This is a genomic window from Sphingomonas pokkalii, assembly GCF_003096275.1.
GTDB classification, from domain to species: Bacteria; Pseudomonadota; Alphaproteobacteria; order Sphingomonadales; family Sphingomonadaceae; genus Sphingomonas; species Sphingomonas pokkalii.
In genome coordinates this window covers 1,200,757-1,226,107 of sequence record NZ_QENQ01000001.1, presented here as the reverse complement: position 1 = coordinate 1,226,107, position 25,351 = coordinate 1,200,757, and the positions used below count along the sequence as shown (strand labels likewise).

Sequence of the window (25,351 nt, the reverse complement as noted above, 5' to 3'; positions counted from 1 at the left end):
CAACAAGATTTTCGCGGCGCTGGCGGCCAAAGGTGGAAAACCGGATCAGCTGATGATCGATGCCGCCCACCTCAAAGCGCACCGTAGCGCAGCCAGCCCGCTTAAAAAGGGATGTTCCCCGGCGTATCGGGCGCACCAACGGGAGCCTGAATTCCAAGCTGCATGCCGGCTGCGACGGCAAGGGCCGGCCTGTGGTCATGCTGCTTAGCGAAGGGCAGATGGGCGACTACAAGGGCACGGCCCTGATGAGCGACGCATTGCCAAAGCCCTGCTGGCCGATCGCGGCGACGATGCCGACTGCTTCCGCGCCGCCCTGACCGAGCGCGGCAGCACCCCCTGCATCCCGCCAAAGGCCAACCGCAAAGTCCCGATCTCACACGACACAGGGCTCTACCGCCAGCGCCACAGGATCGAAGACATGTCCGGGAAACTCAAGGACTGGCGCCGCATCCATGCCCGCTACGACCGTTGCGCCCACACATCCATGTCCGCGATCTGTATCGCCGCAACCCTTCTCTCCTGGCGCAATCAATGCGCCCTGAGCCTAGGACAATACCAGCCCTTCGGCCCGGCGAGCCCCGGCTGATGCATTCGCGGGCGATGATCAGATCCTGACCGAAATCATCGCCCCCGTGCAGCAGCACATCCGCGCAAGGTTCTGATTGCGGATGATAATGCACCAGGACCGCCCTAGGCTGTTGCGGCGGCCCTGGCTGCGGGGGATGATATTGCACGTCGAAGTCTGTCGCGCCGAGGCCGGCTTAGAAAGAAAAGGCGCTCACCCTCCGAGACGCGATGCGGCGGCCTGAACATCCAGCCAGTGCTCCGCGGCCTCGATCAAGCGCGTGCGCATGGTCACATTGGCCCTGCGTCTGTCGGTGGTATCCCAGTTACGGCGAATATACCCCAGCGCTTCCAAATGCTCGATATGACGCAGCGCCGTCGTGGTCGAACCGCCGCTCAAGCTACAGAGCTGCGACACCATAAGTTGTCGGCGTTCACGCATTGCGACGTAGAGCTCGAGGATCATGTCCCAGCTCGGATCGTAGAAGCGAACGCCGTCGAAACAGGCCGCTCGTCGCCGCCGCCCGGTCAGCAGTGCCTTTGCGTCGCGCAGGCGACGCTCGTCAACGTTGGTGGCGGAAGAAGCGGCGGCGAGCAGCGTGTTCTCGACCTGTTTGCGCGGCATTCGTACGACGATGTCGACCAGTTCGTCTTTCTCCGGAGCTGTACCCATAATCGTCTCGATCCCTTCCAGATGTGGGATTCAGGACGTCCTCCCCGGAGAAGATTTGGCAAATGCTTGCATGACGGCTTCTCCGGCGCAGAGCACCCCTCAATATGATCCCAGCCGAAGCAGCAGCAGCAGTGTGAAATAGGCCAACCCTGCAGCAGCCAGCCCGATAGGAGTTACGATCGCGATAATCGCGGTCCACGACACCACCTGCCTCAAGGAAAGCGTGTTTGCTGCCGCCCCCACTGTCGGCCACGGGCGAGAGAGCGCAGAATCGCCATGGGTGGAAGGTAGAGCGTTTGCAGGGTGCAAACCCTCTACCCCCTCCTCATGCTCCGCCAATAGACGAGCAGCTTCAAACCGATTGGCCACGCCAAGAATATTATTGGCCTTCAACAGCTGCTTATCGACGGCGCGATAGCTAGAGCCGGTCAGTGCCGCAATTTCCTTTGAGCTCCGGTTCTGGCGTACAAGCTGCAGGTAATGACGCTGCCTTTCACTCAGTTTCTCGACGGAGGCGGCGAGTCCCGTAGCTGGTGGATGCACTTGCCGCGCTTTTGAAATCGGGCCTGATCTGGGCTGGACGGGCGGAATCGGCATGAAACCACATTGCAAGATGGAAAGGTTCGCTTCCAGATCGTAAATGGGAGGAAGGGATAATTTTATCCGAAGCTTGGTCCGCGCATTGAAGGCGTTTCCCCCCCGTCGGGAGTGGTTCATACGCGATCAGGCGAGGCCTGCCTTCATCTGCAACGGTATCTGCAGCCGAAATGTGGTGGCCGGTACAGACAACATCACCAACGTCCCGCCATGCGCCTGGGCGATCTGGCGGGCGAGGCTTAGGCCGATGCCGGTGCCGGCGGGCTTGGTTGTTGTAAACGGTCGGAAGATTGCTCTTGCCTGTTCGACCGGGACGCCTGGGCCGTTGTCAACCACGTCAATTGTCAGCGCCGCGCCATCGGCGCTCGCGGAAAGATGTACGCTCGGTGGAGCGGAGCCAACACCTGCAGCCTCGACCGCGTTCTGCAACAACGCCCAGATCGCCTGGTTCAACTGGTCTCGATCGCACCTTGCGGACAGATGCTCCGACACGTCAATGCTTAGCAGCGCGTCGGGCCAACGGCCGACAAAGAGACGCGCCAAATCTCCGATAAGCTCTGTCACCGAAATTTCCTGCGCCATCGGCGGAGGAAGCCGCGCCAGCGAGCGATAGGCCTCGGTGAAGCGTTGCAGGCTCTCGGCGCGACGCGCAAGCGTGGTGAGTATCTCCGCCAACAGTCCAGGATCGCGTGCCTGAGCCGCCACGGCGGTAACCCCGCTCTCGGCGAGCGCGACGATAGGCAGGAGGCCATTGAGCAGTTCGTGCCCCAGCACCTGGATCATCTCTGCGCTGGCCCGGGCTTCGGCGGTGCGTTCCTCGCTCTCGACATCGACAAGCGCGACGACGACCTGCGCGCCCACCTCAACGCGATCTGCGCGCCAGCTCCGCCCCGCATGGCGCAGGTGCGAGGCAGCCCGATCAAGCAGCGGCAACGGTGGCGGCATCACCCGGTCGTCAGTATCAAACAGCCTCCGCGCCGCGCGGTTGAGCGTACGTACGACGCTGCCGTCTATCAGCAACAGCGGGGTGGGCGAAGCATCTAGAAGCAGCCGGTGGACGCTGGCTTCTCGCTCCGCCCTACAGGCTGGCGGCGGCGTGATTGGTGGTGGCTGCCGCAGCGCCAATACGATGAGCACGGTCAGCCATGCTACGCCCAGTAGCGCGCCGGTTAACGCTAGCCAAAGGCCCCGCGCGCCCGCCGCACCCGCTGCTGCGCCCGCCATCGCGAGCAGCAACGCGAGCGTGATCGCGGTGCGGGTGCGACTAGAGGCCATGCTGCGCCATGCGGCGGTAGAGCGTGCCGCGGCTGATCCCCAACGCTGACGCGGCACGCGAGACGTTGTAGCGATGCTCCTTAAGCGCGGCCTCGATCATCAGCCGCTCGGCATCGTTGAGGCTAAGGGCAGGCGTCGGGGCCGGCCCGGTATTGCTAGAGATAGGACGGATCGCGGCGGCGTCGATCATGCCGTCATTGGATAGCAAGGCGGCCCGCTCGATCGCCGCCGCTAGCCCGCGTACCTCGTCGGGCCAGTCGGAAACGATGACCATTGCCTCGGCGGCTGGGCTGAGCCGGACCGGGCCGCGGCCATAGGCCTCGCCTGCGGCCAAGGCGAAGTGGCGGGCAAGGATCACGGCATCCCCGCGACGCTGCGCAAGCGGCGGTATCGCGATTTCAACGGTCGCCAGGCGCCGGCGCAGCGCAGGGGACAGGGTAGCCACATCGTCGGCGATCCCGATACAGCGCAGCCCCGGCAGCAGCCGATCCGCCAACCGCGCCTGGGCGACGGGCGCGAGTTGATCCGGATAGCGCAGGATGACGGTACCGCTCTCGGCGTTGAGCGCCTGCCATTGTTCCGAATCGCGCAGGTCGATCCGCACCGCTTTGACGGCAGCATCTGCAGATGCTGCGTGGATCGCATTCGCGACCAGCGTACGCCCCGAACCTGACGGACCGGTAACGCACACGCTTGCCGCCGTCGGCCCGACCCGACGCACCAATGCCCGAACTTGTTCGATACCCGCGGAATCGCCGAGAATCGTGCTGGCGGTAGGGCGGGGTGCGTCCCGCCTGCTGCCCCCCCCCTCGCTCGTCTGGGCGATCACCGCCGCGCATTTGGCGAACAGATCATCCTTTCGCCACGGCTTCATCAGAAAGTCGCGCGCGCCCGCCTGCATGGCGGCAACGGCGATTCGGATACCGCTATGAGCGGTGATCACGATCACCCGTGCATCCGCGTCATCGGCCATGATTCGAGCGATACAGGCCAGTCCCTCCTCGCCACTAGACATGCCTGGGACGAAGTTCATGTCGAGCAGGATCACATCGTAGCGATGGCGCGCGAGTAGTGAATATGCAGCCGTGGGATCGGCCGCGATCGTGAGACGGTGGCCGGCAAGACGAAAAAGAATCTCGGTGGCACGCGCGACGGTCGAATCATCCTCGACCAACAGCACATTCCATGCACTTGACATGTTCTGAGACTGCCCAGTTCCGGACAGATTGTGCAACCCAGTTTGGTGGTTGGTAGCGCTCGAAAAAGAACATTCTTTTATAACAATGCGTTAGATTCTTCGACGACGGACAGTGACAGTGTCGTCATGATGACCGAACAGCCGATGCACGCAACTAGCGCTTCCGGTGCAGCGATGGACCGCAGGGTCACGCGGTCGCGTGCCCCTTGGTGGCGGCGGCGCGCCGTACTGGTGCCGCTGGCGGTTGTCGCCGTTGCGATCGCGATCTGGCGTCTGATCCCCGCAACCGGTTCGACCAACGTCGTCGGCACCGACATCGAGATCAACGCGGTAATCCGTGCGCCTTTTGCCGATTACCTTCCCGTCCGCGCTACCATTGCGCCGCGAGTCACTACGCTGGTCGGGGTACTCGCCGGTGGCCAGGTCGAGAAGCTCGTCGTCCAGGACGGCGTCATGGTCGCCGAGGGCGAGCCGCTGGCGACGCTCGCCAACCCGACGCTCAAGCTCGACGTGCTGACCCGCGAGGCGCAGATCGCCAGCCAGCTCGGGGGCGTCGCCGGCGAGAATTTGGGGATCGAGCGCAATCGCCTCGACCGCGCCGGTCAGATCGCCCAAGCCAACTACGATCTTATCAAGGCACGCCGCGAGCTGGGCATCCGCCAGCAACTGCACGACCAAGGCTTCCTGTCCGATGCCGGGGTCAAGAGCTATGCGGAGGAAGTCGCCTATCAGGAGAAACGCGTTTCCCAACTCCAGTCAGGCGGCGCTGCCGAGGCGCGCATCACCGCCACCCAAGGCAGTCGCCTCAACGATACGCGCGGGCGACTCGAGCGCAATCTCGCTGCGGTGCGCGCCGGGCTAGACGCACTCGTCATTCGCGCGCCGATGGCAGGTCGTCTCACCAACTTCATCCTCCAGCCGGGCCAGACCCTGAAGCCAGGCGATCCTGCGGGACAAGTCGATAGCGAAGGCTCTTGGAAGCTGATCGCGGATGTCGACGAATATTATCTAGGCCGCGTCGCCGTTGGCCAAAGAGCGCGGACGGCGGACAGCGTCGCATTGACGGTTTCGAAGGTACTGCCCGCGGTGACGGACGGGCGTTTCCGCGTCGAGCTGACGTTCGACGGTACGCCACCCGCGGGCTTGAACCGCGGTCAGACCCTGGACATCCGCATCACCCTCGGCAGCACTGCGACCGCACTGGTTGCGCCGGTCGGCGGCTGGCTCGAGGCTGGCGGCGGCACCTCGGCCTTCGTTCTCGACCCCGACGGTTCCCACGCCCGCCGTCGCGCCGTGAAGACCGGGCGCCGCAATCCCGAACAGGTCGAAATTCTCTCCGGCCTCCGGCCGGGCGAGCGCATCGTCACCAGCAATATGTCGGCCGTGAAGGGCGACATCCTCAACATCCGCTGAAAGGGAAGCTCCGTGATTCGCCTCGAGAAAATCCAGCGCCGCTACGTCTCCGACGAGGTCGAGACGACCGCACTCGCCGATATCGATCTCCATGTGGCGCCTGGCGAATTCCTTGCCATCATGGGCCCCTCCGGCTGCGGCAAATCGACATTGCTCAACACACTCGGCACGGTCGATCGACCGACCGGCGGGCGCTACTTTTTCGGCGACCGCGATCTGGCATCACTGGATGAGAGGGAACTGGCGAAATTCCGGGGCGCAACGCTCGGCTTCGTGTTCCAGAGCTTCAACCTCATTGACGAGTTGACCATCGAGGAGAATGTCGCACTCGGTCTCGCCTATCGCAAGGACGCCGGCGACCGGAAGGCGCGGGTCACATCGGCAATGGACAAGGTCGGTATCGCCCACCGCGCCCGCCACTTCCCGCACCAGCTGTCGGGCGGTCAGCAGCAGCGCGCCGCCATCGCCCGCGCCATCGTCGGCGATCCAAAGCTGATCCTCGCCGACGAGCCAACCGGCAATCTCGACACCGCGAACGGCGAGCAGGTGATGAACATCCTCACCGGCCTCAACGCAGAGGGCGCGACCATCGTGATGGTTACCCATTCCCCGAGCCATGCCGATATGGCGAAGCGCCGCATAGACATGCTCGATGGCCGCATCGTCGCATCCGCTCTGCGCATGATTTGAGGGCCAGACGATGAACTATTTCGCTCTAACCTCGCTCTATCGTTCGCTGACACGCCATAAATTCTATGCCGTGCTCAATATCGGCGGTCTGGCAGTTGGAATCGCGGTGTTCTTCGTGCTCGCTCTCTATGTGCGGTTCGAAACGAGCTACGAGAAATGGCTGCCGGATCATCATAAGATCTATGTCGTGCAAAGCGTATGGAATACGCCGGGCAGCCCGCAGGACGGTGCGTACAACTCCACGATGGGCAGTCTTTTCGAGCAGCTTAAGGAGGATTTTCCTGATATTGTAGGCACGCGCATTCGAAGCGGCCCTGGAAGTGTTCTTCGTGATGGGGTTGCCACGTCTGAGTCGTTGGCCCAAGTAGATCCATCCTTCTTCGAAGTTTTCGATCTGCCGATGATCCGCGGGGACGGCAAGCGTGCCCTGAGGGCGCCAACTGCCGTCGTGATCAGTGAAAGCACGGCGCATAAATATTTCGGCGGAACTGATCCCATCGGTCAGACCATGACGATCGTGAGGGGCACTCCCGCGTCCTTCCGTGTTACCGGCGTCTTTCGCGATTTACCCAAGAACAGCGATTTTGATTACAGCATATTGATACTTCTCCCCAATATTACGTCCGACGAATCTTGGTTTCACTGGGGGAATCGCTCTCTCGAGACGTATTTGCGCTTTGATGATCCAGCTGCAGCCCGCGCCTTTGCCGGTAAACTGAAGCCCTTTGTAGATCGCCGCGGTGTCGCTGATCTGGGAGAAAATCCTTCAGCAAGATTCCGCTTGGCGCTGTTGCCCCTGGATCGCGTGCACTTGGAGCCAGAGGGGCAGGCAAGTTCTAGCAAAAAAATGCAAGTGGTGACACTCGGACTAGTTGGATTCTTGGCGTTTCTTATCGCAATCGTTAACTATATAAACCTCGCGACAGCGCGCGCTGGGCTCCGATCCAGAGAAGTGGCAATGCGCAAGGTGCTGGGGGCACACAGATCTACCTTGATACGGCAGTTTATGGGTGAATCCATGCTGACTGTCGCGATAGCGGCACTCGTCGGTCTAATACTCTCCGAACTCAGCCTGCCACTTATAAACGCAGCAGGTGGTTTATCGTTGAGCATTCCATACACAATAGCCGTTCCAGTGCTTTTAGCGTTGATAGTGATTGGAGGAACTATTGCTGGCTTCTATCCGGCAATAATGTTGTCCCGCTTTTCAGCAGCGGCAGTGCTAGCGTCAGCGCGCACTCCGGGTGGCGGGCGTACGGGCACGCGGATACGCGAGACGCTGGTCGTGTTCCAGTTCAGCTTGGCCATCGCATTCATAATCGCCACCAGCGTGCTGGTCGCGCAGATTCGACATGTCCGGCAGTCTGATCTGGGCTTTAAACGCGACGGATTGCTAATCATCCGTTCATTCAGAAACGAACAGATCGATGATGCACGCGGACGAGCCCTGCTCGCCTCCATTCGCCGCATCCCTGGCGTGACCGGCGTGGCGATCGCGGACAGTGCAGCCGGTGGCAGCGGAAGTGACAGCAGCATCAACGTTCCCCTTCCGGGCGTCCCCGGCAAAGGGCCCTCCCTGCGCAAGATCACCACGGGCGCTGGTTTCTTCGACGTGTACGGCGCACGCCTGCTTGCAGGCCGCGTCTTCGACGATGCGCATGGCGGTGACGACATGACGAATCGCGCGAAGAGCGATGGACAGAACATCGTCATCAACCGTCGGGCCGTCGGCACCTTGCGCTTCCGCTCGCCAGAGGACGCGATCGGCAAAACGGTCGGCGGCGACGAACCGCGTACGATCATCGGCGTGATCGACGATATGCGCTTCTTTTCGCCACGTTTGCCCAATGATGCGACCTATTATCTTTTTCGACGAGATTTGTCGTCAGGTGCTGTCGCGACCGTTCGGTTCTCCGGAGATCCGCGCAGCATCGTTGCCGCAGCACAGCAGATATGGCGGCGCACCGCACCGCAAGTGCCGTTCGCGGGCGAAACCGCCGATAGGCGACTGGACCTGTTCTATGAAGCCGATGACCGTGCCGCACGCCTATTCGGGATCGGCGCAGGCCTTGCCGTTCTAATCGGTGTTGTCGGGCTATGGGGGCTCGCCTCGTTCAACACCCAACGGCGCATTAAGGAAATCGGTATCCGCAAGGTCCTTGGCGCCTCATCGCCAGATATAGTGAAGCTGTTGGTCGGCCAATTTATGCGACCGGTGCTGATCGCCAATCTCATTGCGTGGCCCCTGGCCTTCTTGGCGATGCGGACCTGGCTCGCCGGATTTGAAGACCGGATCGCATTGTCACCGCTCTATTTCATCGGCGCGACGCTATTTGCGATCGGCATTGCTGTTCTGACGGTAATCGGTCAGGCGCTACGTGCCAGCAGAGCGGCGCCGTCATGGGCGCTGCGGCATGATTAAGTGGCTCATAATGGCGTCTTCCCTGGTGCTCGCCGGTCCGGCACCGGCGCAGACGCTGCGCGAGGCGATCGCGGCGGCCTACGAAAGCAATCCGCAACTTGCCGCTGCCCGGGCACGGCAAGAAGCCCTAGCCGAAGCACCGGAACAAGCCCGAGCGGCCGGGCGGCCCGTTATCAACTCAACGGGCGATACGGGATACGACCGGTTCACCTATGGAAGTTCCGCGTCTGCCAGAATCGGTGCCGTATTACCGATCTGGACTGGCGGGCGGGTAGCGTCGGCGGTCCGCGCGGCAACCGGTGACGTCGCGGCTGGCGCCGAAGGGCTGCGGGATACCGAGGCCGCGGTTCTCGAGGACGTCGTAGCCGCCTACGCGGCGCTTCTCTATAATCAACAGGCAGTCGAGGTGGCAAGGGTCGGCATCGAGCGACTCGATCGTCAGGTAGCGGAAGCGAAATCTCGTTTCGATCTGGGCAAGGCGACCCTCACCGACATTGCGCAACTGAAGGCGCAACGCGCAACCGTGGTTGCGAACCTTGCGGACGCGGAAGGCGCTCTGGCCACAGCCGCCGCCGCCTATCGCGCCGCCGTGGGGCAAGATGCCGGCACCCTGTCCGCAGACGTTCCCCCGCCCGTCGCGTTGCCGGCCACGCGTGCGGCAGCGCGCGAAGCGGCAAAGGCGGCCAACCCCTTGCTGCTCCAGCAACGACGCGTGCTTGAAGCCGCGGCGGCACGAGTTGATCAGGCACGCGCAGAGCGGGCACCATCGATCGATCTGGCGGGCAGCTATGGCGGCGGCGCCCGGCTCGTGGACCGTGAAGTGCACGGATACCGGTCGGCGGCGGCGATCGGCATAGCCTTTAGGCTGCCATTGTTGACCGGCGGCTTGGTTTCCTCCCGCGTTCGCCAAGCCGAGGCGGGCGCGCGCGCGGAGCATTTCCAAGCCGACGCGGCCGAACGCGAGGCCTTGCGAGCAGTCGATGCCGGATGGGCAGCGGTTACTGCCGCGCAACTGCGCTTGCGGGCAAGTATGGAAGGGCTCGACGCAGCGGACATCGCACTGAAGGGCGTCCGTGCCGAATATGGCTTCGGTCTTCGCTCAACGATCGACCTTCTCGTCGCAGATCAAAGCTTCCGTGCGGCGCAATTGGCAGTCGCCTCGTCACGTGCCAACGTGCTGGTGGCGCAAGCGGCGCTTCTGCGCGCGACGGGGCAATTGGACGAGGCTGCGTATCAATAGGCAAGCTTGTTGTACCAAGCAGCGGTGGTTCGACCGCATTGACGCATCGCCTCCACCCGGGTGCTTGGGCATCTCCCGTGCTTTGACGATTGAGATGCGTTCCCGCGCCTCCTTTCCATGCCTCGCAATCCGGGTCACCATGCTCTGACACAGGCCCTACCGCCAGCGCCACAGGATCGAAAACATGTTGGGGAAACTCAACGACCGGCGCCGCATCCATACCCGATACGACCGTTGCGCCCACATTCATGTCCGCGATCTGTATCGCCGCAATCGTCCTCTCCCGGCGCAATCAATGCGCCCTGAGCCAATTTTAGTGAACGATATTTTGGAGTGGTAATGCTCCAAATCTTGAAGTTAATAAGGTTATTTTAGAAGACATTGGTCAGACTACTTGATAGTTATTGGAATCGTGGGATTATGAATTGCCGGTATCGAAAGAACCGAGTCGATGTGAATTGTCTCTCGTTCTCGATGAATCGGTTTCATTAGTGAAGGAGGTAGCAATGAATCCCACGCACGATCTTCCCGAAAATTCGGTCACCGAAGAAAACTCGGCAAATCCGAGTGAGATGTCTGAGCTGATGCGCGCACACCTCGACATGGTCGAGGGCGGCGCGGCAAGCTTCTCGGCTTGGTACTCCAACCCCTAAAGCAAGAGCGATTCGCATCGTATCGCCACGTTCGGTTGCCGATACTCAACGGCAATTCCGCAACCAGCGAACGATGCGAATCATTCATCGCGTCTCAAATGGGCTCAATAGATTTTAGTTGACCCAGCTGCTCCACTGCAAAGTCCCGGACGGGCTTTCAATCGAGCCGACGCATTCACCGATGGAGGCTCATGCGATGGACGCCCAACACTTAGTAGCAGGCAGGTGGCAGAACGTTTCACCGAGTGCGCCCCGTCAGCTATATGTAGCTTTCAAAGTTGCAGAGGTATGTAACCTGGCGTGTGGCTATTGTTACTTCTTCGAGCAGGCTGATCAGAGCCACTCGACTGCGCCCCGCTATATGTCGGATACTGTTGTTGAGCAGTCGGCACGCTTTCTAGGCCTGGGGGCAAAGGCGCTAGGAATTCCGAACGTCGCATTGGCGCTGCATGGTGGAGAGCCACTGATGCTAGGGAAGAAGCGGTTCGATCGCGTCTGCGAGATATTAAAGGCAGGCGTAACGCCACACGCGACATTGCGGCTAGCGGTGCAGACGAATGGGGTTCTGCTCGATCAGGAATGGATCGAGTTGTTCGCCCATCACGACATCGCCATCGGCCTTAGCATCGATGGCTCGCGGGAAATCCATGATGCAGCACGGCCCGATAAGAAGGGCCGCGGCAGCTTTGACCGAGTCGTCAAAGCTTTGCGGCTGCTACAGGAAAACGAATCACGCGGCACTATAAAGAAATTCGGGATTCTGTCGGTCATCGACCCGGCGATGTCATGTGATGACGTCTATGACTTCTTCTTCAGAGAGTTAGGTGCGAAAAGCCTGTATCAGCGTGCGCCCAATCTGAACTGGGCAGATTCCAGCGAATCCACGATTGCACATGTCAATCATTTTATGGCTGCGATGTTCAATCGGTGGGCGTATGAAGATGATGCGGTCGTTCAGATCCGACACAATATAGAGGCCCTTCATCCTCTACTCCACGATGAGGGAGCCTTCGCGCGGGTCACCAATATTCTGGATCTCACCCAGGCCATCAGCATTCGCAGTAATGGTGATGTCTGCCCTGACGATTCCCTGCCGCCAGTTTCGATGCGGTACCGCCAGCTAGGTACAAACGTAACAAACTGTTCCCTCGAGACCTTCTATTCATTGCCGATCTGGAATGAAATCAATGAGGCATTGGGCGAGAATGGGTCGGAATGCCGAACATGTGAGTGGTTTGGACTCTGCGGAGGTGGCCCGGCAGTCACGCGCTATCATGAAGAGGATAAGTTCTCCAAGCGTAGCGTCTTCTGCGCTGGCTACAAACGGCTTTACGAAGCCAGCCGAGAATATGTGGAACAATATCTCGATCCATCAGACGTTCGCGCCCGAATGCGGCTCGCATCGGAAACGCTGACGCGGCACGCGGATGCATTGAACGCGGGTACACCTCTCTCGAGCGACACCGATCGCGCATCGAGCGTGCCTTCCGCCGCCATCCTTACCCATTCTTCCCTCCTTCATGCCTGAGCCGGTCGATCATGACACGCCGTTCTTGGCCGAAGCGTTGCGCTTCCGGTATCGCAGGCACTGGGGCACCGTGCCCGAACAGGAACGGTGGACCTGGCTGTACCATGTGTACCTTATCGTGGGTTGTGTGCTCGCCAGCGTGGCCATCCTCCTTATCGATCACATCGCTGGATGGGGGGTGTTCTAGATGAGCCGCTGGCCCCGACGCGCATCGAAGATCGACCCTGTCCTTCAAGGTGCTCACGCGGAATGTGGATTGGCTTGCGTTGCAATGATATTGCGGCACGCGGGCGCCGAACATACCTTGGCCGAGTTGCGCGAGCGTTGGAGCGTGGGGCTGCGCGCGATATCGCTTCGGCAACTCATTCAAATTTTTGGGGATTACGGCATTTCCGGCCGCCCGATTAAGACGTCGTTGGATGGTCTGCGTCGGATCAAATATCCCGCGATACTTCACTGGGACTTTGGCCATTATGTCGTGCTTGAGCGGGCCACGACGAAGTATCTCGAGATCGTGGATCCGGCGGTCGGGCGTCGCCGGATCACTGCTCGGGAGGCGTCTCGGCATTTTACGGGCGTGACACTGGAGTTGGAAATCACCGCCTGCGCGCCGCGGACTGCGACGGATCGGCGGGAAAGTGCCATTCAACTCCTATTGCCGGACCTGCGAGCGCAGTTGATCGCCGCCGTCCCAACCTTGCTCGTTTCGATCACCGTGAGTCTCGCCGCGCTGGTGCTGCCGCTGTTTCTGAAGGTCGGATTCGAGCGGTTGATTCCAGATCGCAGCTTGCCACTGATCCATCAAACTGCCTTGCTTTTCGCCATTGTCGCCTGTGCGCACTTGCTTCTGCAACTGTCCCGGGTCGGCCACATGGCAAAGGTTCGGGCGCGCCTGACGCAGACGATGGCGCAGGCACTATTCAGGAAGCTGATATACGCCAAGGCGAGCTTTTTCGAAGAACGCCCTGCCAATCGCCTCGCAAGCCAGTACCAGGCGGTCCAATCCATCTCGTCGGTCATGACCGAACAGATACTGACCAACGGTGTTGACATTTTATTCGTAGTACTAGGCGTCGCCCTACTGCTCGCGACCGATCTCCTGATCGGAGCGACGTTTGCAATCGGCATTCTCGCCTTCTTTGCGTTCCAGCTTGCCGCCATGCGCGAGACCAACGCACGGCTCGGCGCGAGCATTCAGGCTGAGCTTACAGAAAATGGCTATGTATTTGAAACAATGGACAGTATGTCCGCAGTAAAGGTATATGGCGCAGCTAGTGAGAGAATTTCAAGCTGGCACAATGTTCACGGCGAAACTGCTCGTGCCCAAAGTCTATATTGGTCATATCTGGAAGGTTTTCGCGCCAAGCAGGAATGGTTAGGAAATCTTACATGGATATCAACGGTTTATCTATCAATTTGCCATAATTTGGCTGGATATATTTCGGTTGGAACCGTAGCGGCCATCGCATCCTGGGGTGGTTTCATTTTGGTCCGAGCGCGGGAGGTTGCGCGGGGAGCACTTGCAGCGGCTTCGTTGAGGACGCATTTCGCGCGGATCGACGATATTATTCACGCTCCCGATGAAACGCGCACCGCAACGACATCGTCTTGCGGAGGCAATGTCGGCCCTGTTCTGGATGAAGTTGGCCTGGACGAGCTGTGGTTTCGCTACAGTGTGTTCTCTCCCTGGATACTTAAAGGCTGCAGCCTTACAGCAAGAAGCGGCGAACTGGTGGGGATCACCGCGCCATCGGGCACCGGCAAAAGCACGCTCATCAAGCTCATGGTCGGACTTTTGGAGCCCGCCAGCGGCACCATCGCCGCCGGGTCCTGCCGGGAAACCGGCGCCGCGGTTGCGCGAATCCGCTCCAACGCCGGTGTCGTGCTTCAGAACGACGTGTTGGTCACGGGCACGATCCTCGACAACATAACCTTCTTCGATGTCGAGCCAGACCTTAATCGCGCGGCGGAATGTGCGCGCCTAGCTTGTATTGACGACGTCATCGAAGGGCAGCCGCTTGGCTATGGTGCCCTTGTCGGCCGTCGTGGCGCAGGCTTCTCGGCCGGGCAGATCCAGCGGCTGCTCCTGGCGCGCGCGCTGTATCGGGATCCTGACGTCCTGCTGCTCGATGAGTTCTCGGCGAATATGGACGAGGCACTTGAAGCACAGATTCTGTCCAACCTGCAACAGTTGAAGAAGATTATCATCGTAGTAGCACACCGTCCGCAGGTTCTATCGGCATGTTCAAAGATTTTTTCTTTGAAGGATGGCAATCTGGTCGAGCAACCATGTGCATCATCGCCGTCGATGGATTCCATGATGCGGGCAGAATGCCACTCGGTGGCTGCACCATTTTCGTCCTTACTTTAGGAAAGCGAATTTCCAGCAAAGGCCCCGTGATAGAGTTTTGCAGGAGGCGAAAATGCCCGATAAAAAGATATCTCTATACGTCGTTATTAAGGTTGCAGAGGTGTGCAACATAGCTTGCACATACTGCTATTTTTTCTTCGGCGGCGATGAGAGCTATAAAGAAAAGCCCGGCTTTATGCCGCATGCCACAATGGTAAAGACGGCAAATTTTCTTCGAAAGGGCGTGGAGGATTTAGGTATCACGGATCTTACGGTTTGCTTCCACGGTGGCGAACCATTGATGGTAGGGAAAAGACGATTTGGTGCATACTGTCGGGCGCTTAGAGAAGCGCTCGATGATATCGTGCGGCTGCGGATCGACGTTCAGACAAATGCCATGTTGGTCGATGATGCCTGGATACAATTGTTTTCCGAGCATGACGTTGGCATCGGTGTCAGTATAGATGGTCCCGCGGCAATGCATGACCGTGTGCGTATCGACAAAAACTACGTCGGCACTCATAGTCGGACCGTTGAAGGTCTTGCAAAATTGCAGCAAGCAGTTGCCAATGGGCAAATTCGGGCTCCAGCAGCAATCTGCGTGCTCGGTGAAGATTCCGATGCAGCCACGCTTTTTGATTATTTTTTCGATGAGCTGAAGGTTCGGGCTGTCTCGTTCCGTGCGCCGATTATGGACTGGGGCACGCTCTCACCCGAGGTGGAAGCGCGAACCCGCGTATTTTATCGAGAACTTCTCGACCTATGGCTGTCGAGAGGTGATCCAGGGCTCACGATCGAGCTGTTCCGGCGCTTGTTCGGCGGCCTTCTTGCTGACCATAACTGGTTTCCGGCAACCCATGAACTTCCGCTGATCGTTGTGCGATCCGATGGTGCACTCTGCCCACACGACGCACTCGGCCCGCTCGATCTGCAATATCAGAACTCCGGTTGCTCGATCTTCACGCATTCGCTCCAGTCCTTCTTCGATCACAATCTCTGGGGCACAATGGCCTGGGGATTTCACCTTCCGGAGCAGGAATGTAGCAGCTGCAAATGGGCGGGTGCCTGCGGTGGCGGCGATGTGGAAAACCGCTTCGACCCGGTCGCGGGTTTCAAGCGGAAGAGCGTGTATTGTGAGACATATCGGGATGTCTGCGACCGGTTGCACCTTTATGCCGCAAGATCGATGTCGACGGTCGAGATCGACAGAAGGTTATCGCGGCGGCGAGCCACGCTATTATCCCTTCGACAAAAAGAAGTCGATCGATCGGCGGTGATTCCAGTGCTCGGAGAGCTGACATGATCGATGTGGCTGGTATCTTGAAAGGGGTCGCCACATTTCGGGATAATGGCCATGCCACCGTCGCGCAGCTGTCCCGCGCCTATGGGCGCGCAACCCTGGATCGAGTCCGGGGGTTGCCTGCGATCGCAGGAAAGTATGAGCAGCTTGTTTGCGACGCGCCTGCGGTGTTGGCGCGCAGCGGGGTAGAATGCTGGTCTCCTGCCTTCGGGCGGGCCAACGAACTGGCGGCGGGCTCCGTCGAGTTGCATCCATTGGCGTTTACGCAAGCCGTGCTGGCGCTGGCCGGCTTAGGATGGTCCGGTGACGCCACTCTGAACGTGGGCGCCGGCGGCACATTATTACTACAGCACTTCCAGGTGCGCGTAAATGGGACGGTAGTCATCACGTCTCGTGATGGCCGGATCGATATTATATCGGATGGGGATGTCATGCACTTCGAGCGGAAATCGAAAGAATTATACCTGGTCAATGCTCCGATCGCTGTGCAATCTTCAACCTTCGGTATTCCAATAACCTTCGGCTATGCTATTGATCCTGAACTTGTTCGGCCCTCCGATATACCAATTAACGAGTCGGGTATGGCCGCTGCCAAGCAGTCTATCGAAGCGGCGATCGACCTGCTGTCCGAATTGGGATCGGGCGCCGTGTCCTGGGTTTTGCAGGCAGTTCGTCAAATTTCGGCGGTGGGTGCAAACAGCAGTCACGGTTTCGTCGGCAGAAGTGTTTCGATGCGACCAGGGCATATTGTCACTTCGGCGCCGCACCATCCGGTACTGATCGCGGAAACGCTGGTGCACGAAAGTTCGCATCAGATGTTCAATCTCTGCCGCTGCCTTGGCCCATATGTTCGCGACGGCGGTGGCGACCGCATGTTTTGCTCTGCGATAAATGGGCGCCAGCGAACGATCGATCGGGTTGCACTGGCGCTGCATGCTATGGCCAACATGTACATGTTGTTTGATGAAATCGTTGCTTCCGAACATGAATATAGCGAAATAGCGCGTGCTAGACTTCGCAATTTCTCTCAAGTCGCTCTTTCTCTAGCGAGAACGGTGTCTGAAGAGATGGAATTATTCACGGATCTGTCACGCGAATTTATCGAGAATATTGTCGATGTAACACTGATGATACACGGCAAGCATCACCTCGATAATGCTGAAGTTCTATGCTGATACCCGATCTCACCTCCGGAAATACACTATCTTCGCATTTCATGCTTAACGTGTTTATCGGCCTTCCAAAGACGGGAACCACCTTCATCCAGCAGCGATTGCACGCGCTGGCGGCGCCGATGCGGAATCAGGGCGTCCATGTCTTTCGTGGCCGTCCAAATTACAATGATCTGTATCTCCTATTCAGCCCTGAGCCGGAAAAGGAGCACGATAATGTTCGGAAAGGTCTCACGTCTCGAGATGCAGCGGAAGCGCGCAACCGAACGATCGTGCGAGAATTCCGCAGCGAGCTCGATTCGTGGCGGGCTGGGCCGTTCCGCACCGGGGTCTTATCCGGCGAAGCATTGGGGCTTCTTTCGCCCGAAGGCGCCGTCGAGCTGCATTCGATGCTGGCTGAATATGCCGATGCGATCAACATCATCGTCTTCACCCGTAACCCAATCGACTTCGCAACGAGTTTTGCGCAGGAACTCATCAAGGGTGGCAGCACCATCGCACGCGAAGAGAAATGGCCGTCGCTGCCGTGCTATGCTCGCCGGATCGGTGGGTTTGCAGAGGCATTTGGGCGCGATAACATCACCGTCGTCGATTATGATCACGCCTCCAAACAGCATGGAGGGATTTTGCGACGCGCCCTTCAGGTGATGGGGTTGCCGCCGGCGGTAGACGAGGACGAGCCGGCAGGTACGCGACCCAATGCTTCGCTCTCTATGAATGCAGTGCGAATCTTGAGCAGAATTAACGAAATTTATCCCGTTATAGGTGTTCCTGAACCAAAGTTGGTTGGCAGAAAGACGATCATTGATCTTCTTTCGAAAATTGGCGGGGATAAGTTTTCTATGCCGCCACATTGGCGGAAGATGGTAAAAAATCTCTCGCTGGATGATTGCATCTGGTTAAGGGACGTATTCGGGATTGACTATACGTCGTTTGATATCTCTCGTTTGCATAGTAAAACGGTGGATATTCCGGAGATTTTTCTTGATGATCTCGCAAATATTATTTATGAGGCGAGCTGTAAAGTAGAGGTATTTATTTCAGATAGCTTGAGATTTCGATCCGAAGCTGCAGCCCATCGTGGGGATGTTGATAGCGTAGCGATGCTGCAACGTTCTTTGCAGATGATACTTTCTTGAACAGACTCAAAATCCTCCAGGCTCAGGGCGCATTGATTGCGCCAGGAGAGAACGGTCGCGGCGATACAGATCGCGGACATGAATGTGGGCGCAACGGTCGTAGCGGGTATGGATGCGGCGCCGGTCCTTGAGTTTCCCCAACATGTTTTCGATCCTGTGGCGCTGGCGGTAGAGCCCTGTGTCGTGTGGGATCGGGACTTTGCGGTCGGCCTTGGAGGTGGCTCGGTTTGTCTGCACAGGCTCGCGGCATGGATAAGTGGAGGGCCGCTGGTTGCTCATGCCGCTGCGGGTAGCGGCTGGTCGAAGTGTATCTAGCCAGGCGCGCGGCTTTCCGTCCATGCTGATGGCGATCTGCTCGCGGTGCAGGATGGCGGTGAAGGCGGTGCTGGTGAACTGCGAACCCTGGTCGCCGTTGAAGATTGCCGGCTTGCCATGGCGCGCCAGCGCCTCGATGCAGAACGCAGCATCGAGCGAGATCGATATCCGCGATGCCAGCACCCTCCGCTTGAACCAGTCAACAATGGCGACGAGATAGACGAAGCCGCGTGCCATCAGCACATGGAGCCTGCCCCGGCGAAGGCCGGGGTAATGTCGGTTGCCCCCCGCCTTCGCGGGGGCAGGCTCTGGTTGGGCCGGATTACCGCCAGATTGCGCAGCAGATAGGGATAGACCTTCTGCCAGGGTGTCGGCTTCAACGTATTCGGGCGCCGGTAGAGCGCCTCCAATCCCATCCGCTTCATCAGCGTCGCCACGTGAAGCCGCTCCCTCGCCACGCCCTTGCTCGTGTAGAGTGGCGATTATTTCTGCTCGCAGGGTGACGGAAAGCGCGATCTCGTGTCTCGAACGATCGGTATAGGAGAGCGGCCACGGAACGGACAGCTTTGGCGGAATGGGTAGGGCGCGAGATCCTGCCCCATGAACGCGATCTGCGCACTTGGTTGCGCTCGCGTGTGATGGCGGCTGCCGACGTGGAGGATATCGTGCAGGAATGCTATTGCAGAATCGCACAGATCACCGACGTCTCCCATATCGCCGAGCCGCGCGCCTATCTGTTCGCCATGGCGCGCAACCTCGCCCACCGGCAGCGGCGGCGCGCCCGCGTCGTGCGGATCGAGCCGATCGCGCAGAAGGAAGACAACGAACTGGCAAGCGATCTCCCCCTGCCCGATCGGATCGCAGCGGGCCGGCAGGAGCTTGATCGCGTGCGCGCCGCGCTCGGCACCTTGTCCGATCGCGCCCGTCGGATCTTCCTGCTCCGGCGCATCGACGGGCTCAGCCAGAAGGAAATCGCCGCGCGCCTCGGCGTCACGGAGGCGGTGGTGGAGAATGATGCCAGCCGCAGCCTTCGCGCGATCCTGCGGATATTGACCGAACCGTCGGACGCCGCATCCCCGGCGGAGGAAGGAAGAGCCCATGTCCGATCGCGTTGAGCAAGCGGCGGCCGAATGGGCGCTGCGCCATCCGCTCGATACGGCGGGGGCTGCCGCGCTCGAAGCGTGGCTGGCGGAAGATCCCGCCCATGCCGGTGCGCTGCTGCGGGCAATGGCGGGGCTCAGCCTTGTCGATCAGGCCATCGCCCCGCCGCGCGCCGACCTCGCGGACGAACCGCCCCCGCCGTCGCGCCTGCGCCGCCGCCTTCTCGCCGGTGCGGGCGCCGCGCTTGCCGCGAGCATCACCGGCCTGTTCGGATGGCAATATTGGCGCGCGCAGCACGTCGAAACCGCACGGGGCGAGATCCGCCGCCTGCCGCTTGCCGATGGATCGGTTGCGATGATCAACACCGACAGCGCGCTCAGCGTCGCGCTGGAGCGGGATATTCGGCGCGTCTCGCTCGATCATGGCCAGGCCTGGTTCCAGGTTGCCAAGGATCGTGCCCGCCCCTTCGTGGTCGATGCCGGGATCGCGCTGGTGCGGGCGGTGGGAACCGCCTTTTCGGTCGAGCGCCGCGATCAGGGCGTGGAAATCGCCGTGACCGAAGGCAGCGTGGCGGTGTGGGCCGCCGACGCCAGCGGCGCGATGACGATCATCGAGGCCGGCCAGTTCGCACGCTTTCATGCCGGTGCGACAGCGCCCGTCGTCGGCACGGCGCCTGCCGCCATCACCCGCGCGCTGGCCTGGCGCAGCGGCGAAATCGCGCTGGAAAACGAAACCGTCGCAAGCGCCGTCGCCCAGTTCAATCGCTACAACCGCCAGCAGCTGGTGGTGGAAGATTCGCAACTGGCGCGCGAGCGGCTGATCGGCCTGTTCCAGATCGACAAGCCGGGCGACTTCGCCGCAACGCTGGCCGCGTCGTTCGATGCGCAGGTCATCGCCACGCCGCAGGAAATCCGCGTCACACGCAAAAATGTGGATCGGCGCTGACGGAAACGCGGTTGCGCCGGCTCGTAGGGTGGGAGCGTCTCGCAACAGAAGGCGCCGACACAGGGAGAGGTTCACCCATGATTTCCGTGCGTTCGCAGATGCTCGGCTCCGCGGCCATTCTATTCGCGTCGGTCGCCCCAGCGGCCGCGGCGGCCGCCCAGACCCGCCAGTTCGATGTCGCGGCGCAGCCCGCCCGCACCGGCATTCCCCAGTTCGCGCACCAGGCCGGCATCCAGATCCTGGTGCCCGGTCCGCTGGCGGAGCACCTCCGGGTCAACCGGGTGAAGGGCGCGCTGGATGTCACCGCGGCGCTGCGCCTGCTGCTCGACGGGACGGACCTTGTGCCGGTGCGCGCGGGCGGCGCGATCGTCCTGCGCCGCCGCGCTGCGAACGAGTCCGCCTCGCTCACCCCCGCTGCCGCGCAGGTCGAACCGGCGCCGATGCCGCTGGCGGCCGAGCCCGCAGCACAGGCGGAGCCGACCGCCGGCGAGGAAATCGTCGTCACCGGCATCCGTGCCTCGCTGCAGCAATCGATCAACGTCAAGCGCGCCGCCGGCAACATCGTCGACGTCATCACCGCGCAGGACATCGGCAAGCTGCCTGACCAGAATGTCGCGGAGTCGATGAGCCGGATCACCGGCGTGCAGATCACCCGGCGCGAAGGCGATGGCTCGAACTTCACCGTGCGCGGCATTTCGCAGAACCGGCTGGAGATCAACGGCCGCACCTTTCTCGGCCCCGGTGCCGGCGGAAGCGCATCGCTGGAATCGGTGAGCCCGGAGATCATCTCCAGCATCGTCGTGTCGAAATCGCCGACCGCGGACATGCCGGAAGGCGCACTGGGCGCCACCGTGAACCTCAAGACCAAGCGGCCGCTGGAGCTTGCCGATTTCGTCGTCAGCGGTCGCCTGCAGGGCGCCTATACCGATCAGGCCGACCATCTCGGCTATCGCGGCTCCGCGCTGGTTTCGAAGACGTTCGGCGACAAGGTCGGCATCCTGGCGAGCGCCGCCTATTCGAACACCCACACGCGCGGCTATGCGTTCGACACCGGCGGCTGGACCCGCACCAACAATATCGACGGCAATGGCGACGGGGTGAACGATCCCGGCCTGTACCGCCCCAATCGCTATATGGCGCGGATCTACGATCGCGCCGAGGAACGGCTGACGCTCAACAGTTCGCTCCAGTATCGGCCGGGCGAACGCTGGGAGATGATCCTCGACGGCACCTATACCCGGCTGAAGCGCAACCGACAGAGCGCCAACTACCAGATCCTGTTCAACGACAATGACGTCGGGGCGGTGGCGGACGGGAGCGGCACCGTGGTGCGCTCAACCTATACCGGCGTCACCGTGCGCCCGCTGGTCTATGACGAGCCGACCGAGTTCAAGTCGACCAATATCGGCTTCTCCACCAGATATGCGGGCGAGATCGTGACGGTGAAGGCCGACGCCTCCTACGCCAAGGGCCTCGGCACCGATGGCGGCCCGGGCGCATCCTTCACCTATGTGGTCGTGCCCCGCGCGGGGCGCACCGCCAACGCCACGATCGACTTTTCGCGCGGCGGGACCGTCCCGGACCTGTCGCTTGCCTCCAACTTCAACCTGAACGATCCGACGCAATATCAGCTCGCCTCGATCTTCGAGAACGACTTCCGCACCGACAATAGCGGCTATGACGGCCGGGTGGACTTCACCATCCGCACCGATGCCGGCCCCCTGAAATCGATCGAGGTCGGCAGCCGGTATGAATCGATCCAATTCTATTCCGAAGCGCCGCAAAACATTCCGACCGCGGCCAGCCTGTTGTCGCGCGGGGACAAGAATGGCGACGGGATCCTGACCGTCGATGAGCTTCCCGGGCTGGTCTACAACAACCGGCAGGGCAGCTTCTATCCGGGCGTGCCGGGCACCTTCCCGCGCGACATCCTGGGCGGCACGACGAGCAAACAGGCCGCACGCGATGCCTTCGGCCTGCCGGTGCCGCGCGCAGACACGATTCCGTTCGGGCGCGTGTCGATCAAGGATGTCCGCCAGGACACGCTGGCCTTCTATGCCAAGGGCAATGTCGAAGGCACGATCGGATCGCTGCCGCTCACCGGCAATGCCGGCGTCCGCTACATCAGCTTCGAACGGATTTCGTCAGGCTATCTCTCCGATACGCAGCCAACGGCATCCAAGTCGCGCTTCGGCTATTGGCTGCCGAGCGCCAACGCCTCGCTCGAGCTTCGCCGCGATCTCACCTTCCGGCTCGCCGCGGCGAAGGTCGTCGCGCGGCCCAGCCTCAGCGACGTGGGCGTGAGCTTCGTGCCGCTGTTCGTCTCGCGCACCGGATCGCGCGGCAATCCGGCGCTGCGCCCGTTCGAGGCGACGCAATATGATGCCACGCTCGAATGGTATTTCGCGCCGTCCAGCGCGTTGACGGTCGCCGGCTTCTACAAGAATGTTGATTCGTTCACGCTCAACCGTACCCAGAGCGAGTTCATCCCCGGCCTGTCGGACCAGATCGATCCCAGCACCGGCCAGACCTATGGCGCCTTCCAGATCACCCAGCCGGTCAACGGCGCATCGGGCAAGATCAAGGGCGTCGAACTCGCCTATCAGCAGTCGCTCCGGTTCCTGCCGGGCCTGCTCGGCAATCTGGGCGTGCAGGCCAACTACACCTATGTCGACAGCGAGACACCGCTGATCGACGAGGCGACGCGCGCGCGGCTGCCGCTGCCCGGCCTGTCCAGGCACAGCTACAATCTCATCGGCTTCTATGAAGACAAGACGCTCTCCGCGCGTGTCGCCTATATCTATCGCTCCAGCTATCTTCTCGGCCAGGGCAGTGCGGCAGCCGGTGGCAGTTCCTATGCCGCCGGGCGCGGACAGCTCGACGCCTCGGCACAGCTCAACCTTACCCGCAGCCTGCGGCTGACGGTGGAAGCGATCAACCTCACCCGCTCGATCGACCGGCAGTATCTGCAGGAACAGCTCCGGCTGTTGACGAGCGCGCGCGAGGATCGGCGCATCTTCTTCGGTCTGGCGGCGACGTTTTGAGGCGCGCGGGGATGCGATCGCTGCTTCTCGCTTCAGCGGCGCTGCTTGCCGCGCCCACGCCCGCCATGGCGCGGCAGGCCCCAGCCCCCGCCGATATCGTCATCTATGGCTGCACCGCAGGGGGCGTGATCGCCGCGATCGAGGGACGGCGGCTCGGGCGCAGCGTCACGCTGGTCTGCCGGGACGCCTATCTCGGCGGAATGACCACCAATGGCCTTAGTTGGTCCGACACCGGCAACCATCGAGCGATCGGTGGGCTCGCGCTCGAATTCTATCGGCGTGTGAAGCGGCACTATGACGACCCGGGCGCCTGGATCCACGCGCCGCGACCGGCACGCGCCGAGAATTTCGTCGATGATGGCGCAATGTGGCAGTTCGAACCGAAGGTTGCAGAACGCATTCTGGAGGATTGGGTGCGCACCGCCGGCGTCCGTGTCGAGCGGAGCCAGCCGCTCGACCGCGGTCGCCGCGGTGTTGAGCGCCGCGGCACGACGCTGGTCGCCTTCCGGTCGAAGGCAGGAAGGCGGTTCGCCGGGCGCATGTTCATCGACGCCAGCTACGAGGGCGACCTGATGGCGGCCGCGGGGGTCTCCTTCACGGTCGGGCGCGAGGCGAATGCCACCTATGGCGAAGCGCTGAACGGCGTTCAGCTCGGCAAAACGACCAACCATCAGTTCACGCTCGATATCGACCCGTACAGGGTGCCCGGCGACCCGAGCAGCGGCCTGCTTCCGCGGATCAGCGCCGATAAGCCTGCGCCGGACGGGAGCGGTGACACCAAGATCCAGGCCTATACCTACCGGCTGTGCCTGACGGACGTGGCGGCGAACCGTTTGCCGCTGCCGAAGCCGGCCGGCTATGATCCCAGCCAATATGCGCTGCTCCAGCGTTACATGGACGCGGGCTATCGCAACTTCTTCCAGAAGTTCGATCGCATTCCCAACGGCAAGGCGGATGTGAACAATTTCGGCGCCTTCTCCATCGACAATATCGGCCGGAACTATCGCTACCCGGAAGGCAGCGATGTGGAACGCCAGGCGATCGCCCGCGAGCATATCCGGTATCAGCAGGGCCTGTTGTGGTTCATGGCGCACGATCCGCACGTGCCGGCCGAGACCCGTGCGGAGATGGGGCGCTGGGGGCTGTGCCGCGACGAATTCACGGCAAACGCCGGCTGGCCGCGGGAAATGTACGTCCGCGAGGCGCGGCGGATGGTCTCCGATTTCGTGATGGCGGAACCGCAGGTGCGCGGGCTGCAGCCGACGCCGCGACCGATCGGCATGGGTTCGTACCAGATGGATTCGCACAACACCCAGCGGATCGTCGACGGCGAAGGCCATGTGCGCAACGAAGGCAATATCGAAGTGCCCGTCGGCCACGCCTATCCGATCAGCTACGATGCGATCGTGCCGAAACGCGCGGAGGCACGCAATCTGCTGGTGCCGGTGGCGCTGTCTGCGTCGCACATCGCCTATGGCACGATCCGGATGGAGCCGGTCTTCATGATCTTGGGCCAGTCCGCCGCCGCCGCCGCCGACCTGGCGATCGCAGGCGACCTGCCCGTGCAGGCGGTGCCCTATGCGCAGTTGCGCCAGCGACTCCTGTCCGAGGGCCAGATTTTGGCGCTCGCCGGTGGACCACGATAGGCCTGGAGCAGGGGATATCGCCGCACATCTGCGTGGAGATGCGATACCCCATAGGCATCGGGGCGGCACAAGGGCCGCCCCGATGT

General features: G+C 61.1%; 20 protein-coding genes and 3 pseudogenes. 17 read left to right on the top strand and 6 right to left on the bottom strand.

Translation table 11 applies throughout. The annotated features are described in order from the left end of the window. Positions 1 to 268: 268 nt before the first annotated feature. Positions 269 to 586, top strand: a complete 318-nt coding sequence (locus tag DD559_RS20350) for a transposase (protein ID WP_368389693.1) — start codon at positions 269 to 271, stop codon at positions 584 to 586. Positions 587 to 778: 192 nt separating this feature from the next. Here the strand turns inward: DD559_RS20350 and DD559_RS05550 are convergent, their stop codons facing one another. The 4 genes from DD559_RS05550 to DD559_RS05535 all read right to left on the bottom strand — a co-directional run bounded on the left by DD559_RS05550 (position 779) and on the right by DD559_RS05535 (position 4,307). Continuing rightward, positions 779 to 1,237, bottom strand: coding sequence for a MarR family transcriptional regulator (locus DD559_RS05550; protein ID WP_116468304.1), 459 nt, complete (start codon positions 1,235 to 1,237; stop codon positions 779 to 781). Between the two features lie 99 nt (positions 1,238 to 1,336). Then, positions 1,337 to 1,834 carry a response regulator transcription factor gene (locus DD559_RS05545; protein WP_116468303.1) on the bottom strand — a complete coding sequence of 166 codons (498 nt, stop codon included), beginning with the start codon at positions 1,832 to 1,834 and terminating at the stop codon, positions 1,337 to 1,339. A 126-nt stretch (positions 1,835 to 1,960) separates the two neighbouring features. Further along, positions 1,961 to 3,109, bottom strand: a complete 1,149-nt coding sequence (locus DD559_RS05540; protein ID WP_116468302.1) for a sensor histidine kinase — start codon at positions 3,107 to 3,109, stop codon at positions 1,961 to 1,963. Continuing rightward, a complete protein-coding gene (locus tag DD559_RS05535) occupies positions 3,099 to 4,307 on the bottom strand; it encodes a sigma-54-dependent transcriptional regulator (protein ID WP_116468301.1) in 1,209 nt (402 codons plus the stop codon). The genes DD559_RS05540 and DD559_RS05535 overlap by 11 nt, the downstream gene beginning before the upstream one ends. 126 nt (positions 4,308 to 4,433) lie before the next feature. Here DD559_RS05535 and DD559_RS05530 point away from each other — a divergent pair, with 126 nt between their 5' ends. From DD559_RS05530 to DD559_RS05485, 12 genes and pseudogenes are all read left to right on the top strand, one after another. Continuing rightward, positions 4,434 to 5,720: an efflux RND transporter periplasmic adaptor subunit gene (locus tag DD559_RS05530; RefSeq protein WP_240610135.1), complete on the top strand. Its 1,287-nt coding sequence runs from the start codon at positions 4,434 to 4,436 to the stop codon at positions 5,718 to 5,720. A 12-nt stretch (positions 5,721 to 5,732) separates the two neighbouring features. Further along, positions 5,733 to 6,410: an ABC transporter ATP-binding protein gene (locus tag DD559_RS05525; RefSeq protein ID WP_116468300.1), complete on the top strand. Its 678-nt coding sequence runs from the start codon at positions 5,733 to 5,735 to the stop codon at positions 6,408 to 6,410. Between the two features lie 10 nt (positions 6,411 to 6,420). Then, positions 6,421 to 8,832 (top strand): ABC transporter permease, encoded by a 2,412-nt coding sequence (locus DD559_RS05520; protein ID WP_116468299.1) that lies wholly within the window; start codon positions 6,421 to 6,423, stop codon positions 8,830 to 8,832. Then, entirely contained in the window at positions 8,825 to 10,072 is a 1,248-nt protein-coding gene (locus DD559_RS05515; protein WP_116468298.1) for a TolC family outer membrane protein, read from the top strand. The genes DD559_RS05520 and DD559_RS05515 overlap by 8 nt, the downstream gene beginning before the upstream one ends. 151 nt (positions 10,073 to 10,223) lie before the next feature. Next, positions 10,224 to 10,389: pseudogene (locus tag DD559_RS20345) on the top strand (transposase); the annotation flags it as partial. Positions 10,390 to 10,578: 189 nt separating this feature from the next. Next, complete coding sequence (locus tag DD559_RS19745) at positions 10,579 to 10,725, top strand: hypothetical protein (protein WP_165830988.1); 147 nt, start codon at positions 10,579 to 10,581, stop codon at positions 10,723 to 10,725. A 118-nt stretch (positions 10,726 to 10,843) separates the two neighbouring features. Then, on the top strand, positions 10,844 to 12,253 hold the full coding sequence (locus DD559_RS05510) for a radical SAM protein (protein WP_116468297.1): 1,410 nt from the start codon (positions 10,844 to 10,846) through the stop codon (positions 12,251 to 12,253). Further along, positions 12,246 to 12,440: a hypothetical protein gene (locus tag DD559_RS19740; protein WP_116468296.1), complete on the top strand. Its 195-nt coding sequence runs from the start codon at positions 12,246 to 12,248 to the stop codon at positions 12,438 to 12,440. Before DD559_RS05510 ends, DD559_RS19740 begins: the two co-directional genes overlap by 8 nt. Beyond that, complete coding sequence (locus DD559_RS05500; RefSeq protein WP_116468295.1) at positions 12,441 to 14,624, top strand: peptidase domain-containing ABC transporter; 2,184 nt, start codon at positions 12,441 to 12,443, stop codon at positions 14,622 to 14,624. 52 nt (positions 14,625 to 14,676) lie between these two features. Then, positions 14,677 to 15,906: a radical SAM protein gene (locus DD559_RS05495; protein WP_133243781.1), complete on the top strand. Its 1,230-nt coding sequence runs from the start codon at positions 14,677 to 14,679 to the stop codon at positions 15,904 to 15,906. Then, on the top strand, positions 15,903 to 17,078 hold the full coding sequence (locus DD559_RS05490) for an aKG-HExxH-type peptide beta-hydroxylase (protein ID WP_116468293.1): 1,176 nt from the start codon (positions 15,903 to 15,905) through the stop codon (positions 17,076 to 17,078). Before DD559_RS05495 ends, DD559_RS05490 begins: the two co-directional genes overlap by 4 nt. Next, a complete protein-coding gene (locus DD559_RS05485) occupies positions 17,072 to 18,214 on the top strand; it encodes a hypothetical protein (protein WP_133243780.1) in 1,143 nt (380 codons plus the stop codon). The genes DD559_RS05490 and DD559_RS05485 overlap by 7 nt, the downstream gene beginning before the upstream one ends. Positions 18,215 to 18,255: 41 nt before the next feature. Here the strand turns inward: DD559_RS05485 and DD559_RS20090 are convergent. Both DD559_RS20090 and DD559_RS05480 read right to left on the bottom strand, forming a co-directional pair. After that, positions 18,256 to 18,379, bottom strand: a pseudogene (locus tag DD559_RS20090) (transposase); the annotation flags it as partial. Positions 18,380 to 18,517: 138 nt separating this feature from the next. Then, positions 18,518 to 19,005: pseudogene (locus tag DD559_RS05480) on the bottom strand (DDE-type integrase/transposase/recombinase); the annotation flags it as partial. A gap of 90 nt (positions 19,006 to 19,095) precedes the next feature. Here DD559_RS05480 and DD559_RS05475 point away from each other — a divergent pair. From DD559_RS05475 to DD559_RS05460, 4 genes are all read left to right on the top strand, one after another. Beyond that, a complete protein-coding gene (locus DD559_RS05475; RefSeq protein ID WP_116468291.1) occupies positions 19,096 to 19,644 on the top strand; it encodes an RNA polymerase sigma factor in 549 nt (182 codons plus the stop codon). Further along, positions 19,628 to 20,575, top strand: coding sequence for a FecR family protein (locus DD559_RS05470; protein ID WP_116468290.1), 948 nt, complete (start codon positions 19,628 to 19,630; stop codon positions 20,573 to 20,575). The genes DD559_RS05475 and DD559_RS05470 overlap by 17 nt, the downstream gene beginning before the upstream one ends. A 77-nt stretch (positions 20,576 to 20,652) precedes the next feature. After that, on the top strand, positions 20,653 to 23,619 hold the full coding sequence (locus DD559_RS05465) for a TonB-dependent receptor (RefSeq protein WP_240610134.1): 2,967 nt from the start codon (positions 20,653 to 20,655) through the stop codon (positions 23,617 to 23,619). A gap of 11 nt (positions 23,620 to 23,630) precedes the next feature. After that, positions 23,631 to 25,265 carry an FAD-dependent oxidoreductase gene (locus DD559_RS05460; RefSeq protein WP_116468288.1) on the top strand — a complete coding sequence of 545 codons (1,635 nt, stop codon included), beginning with the start codon at positions 23,631 to 23,633 and terminating at the stop codon, positions 25,263 to 25,265. The last annotated feature ends 86 nt before the right edge of the window (positions 25,266 to 25,351 follow it).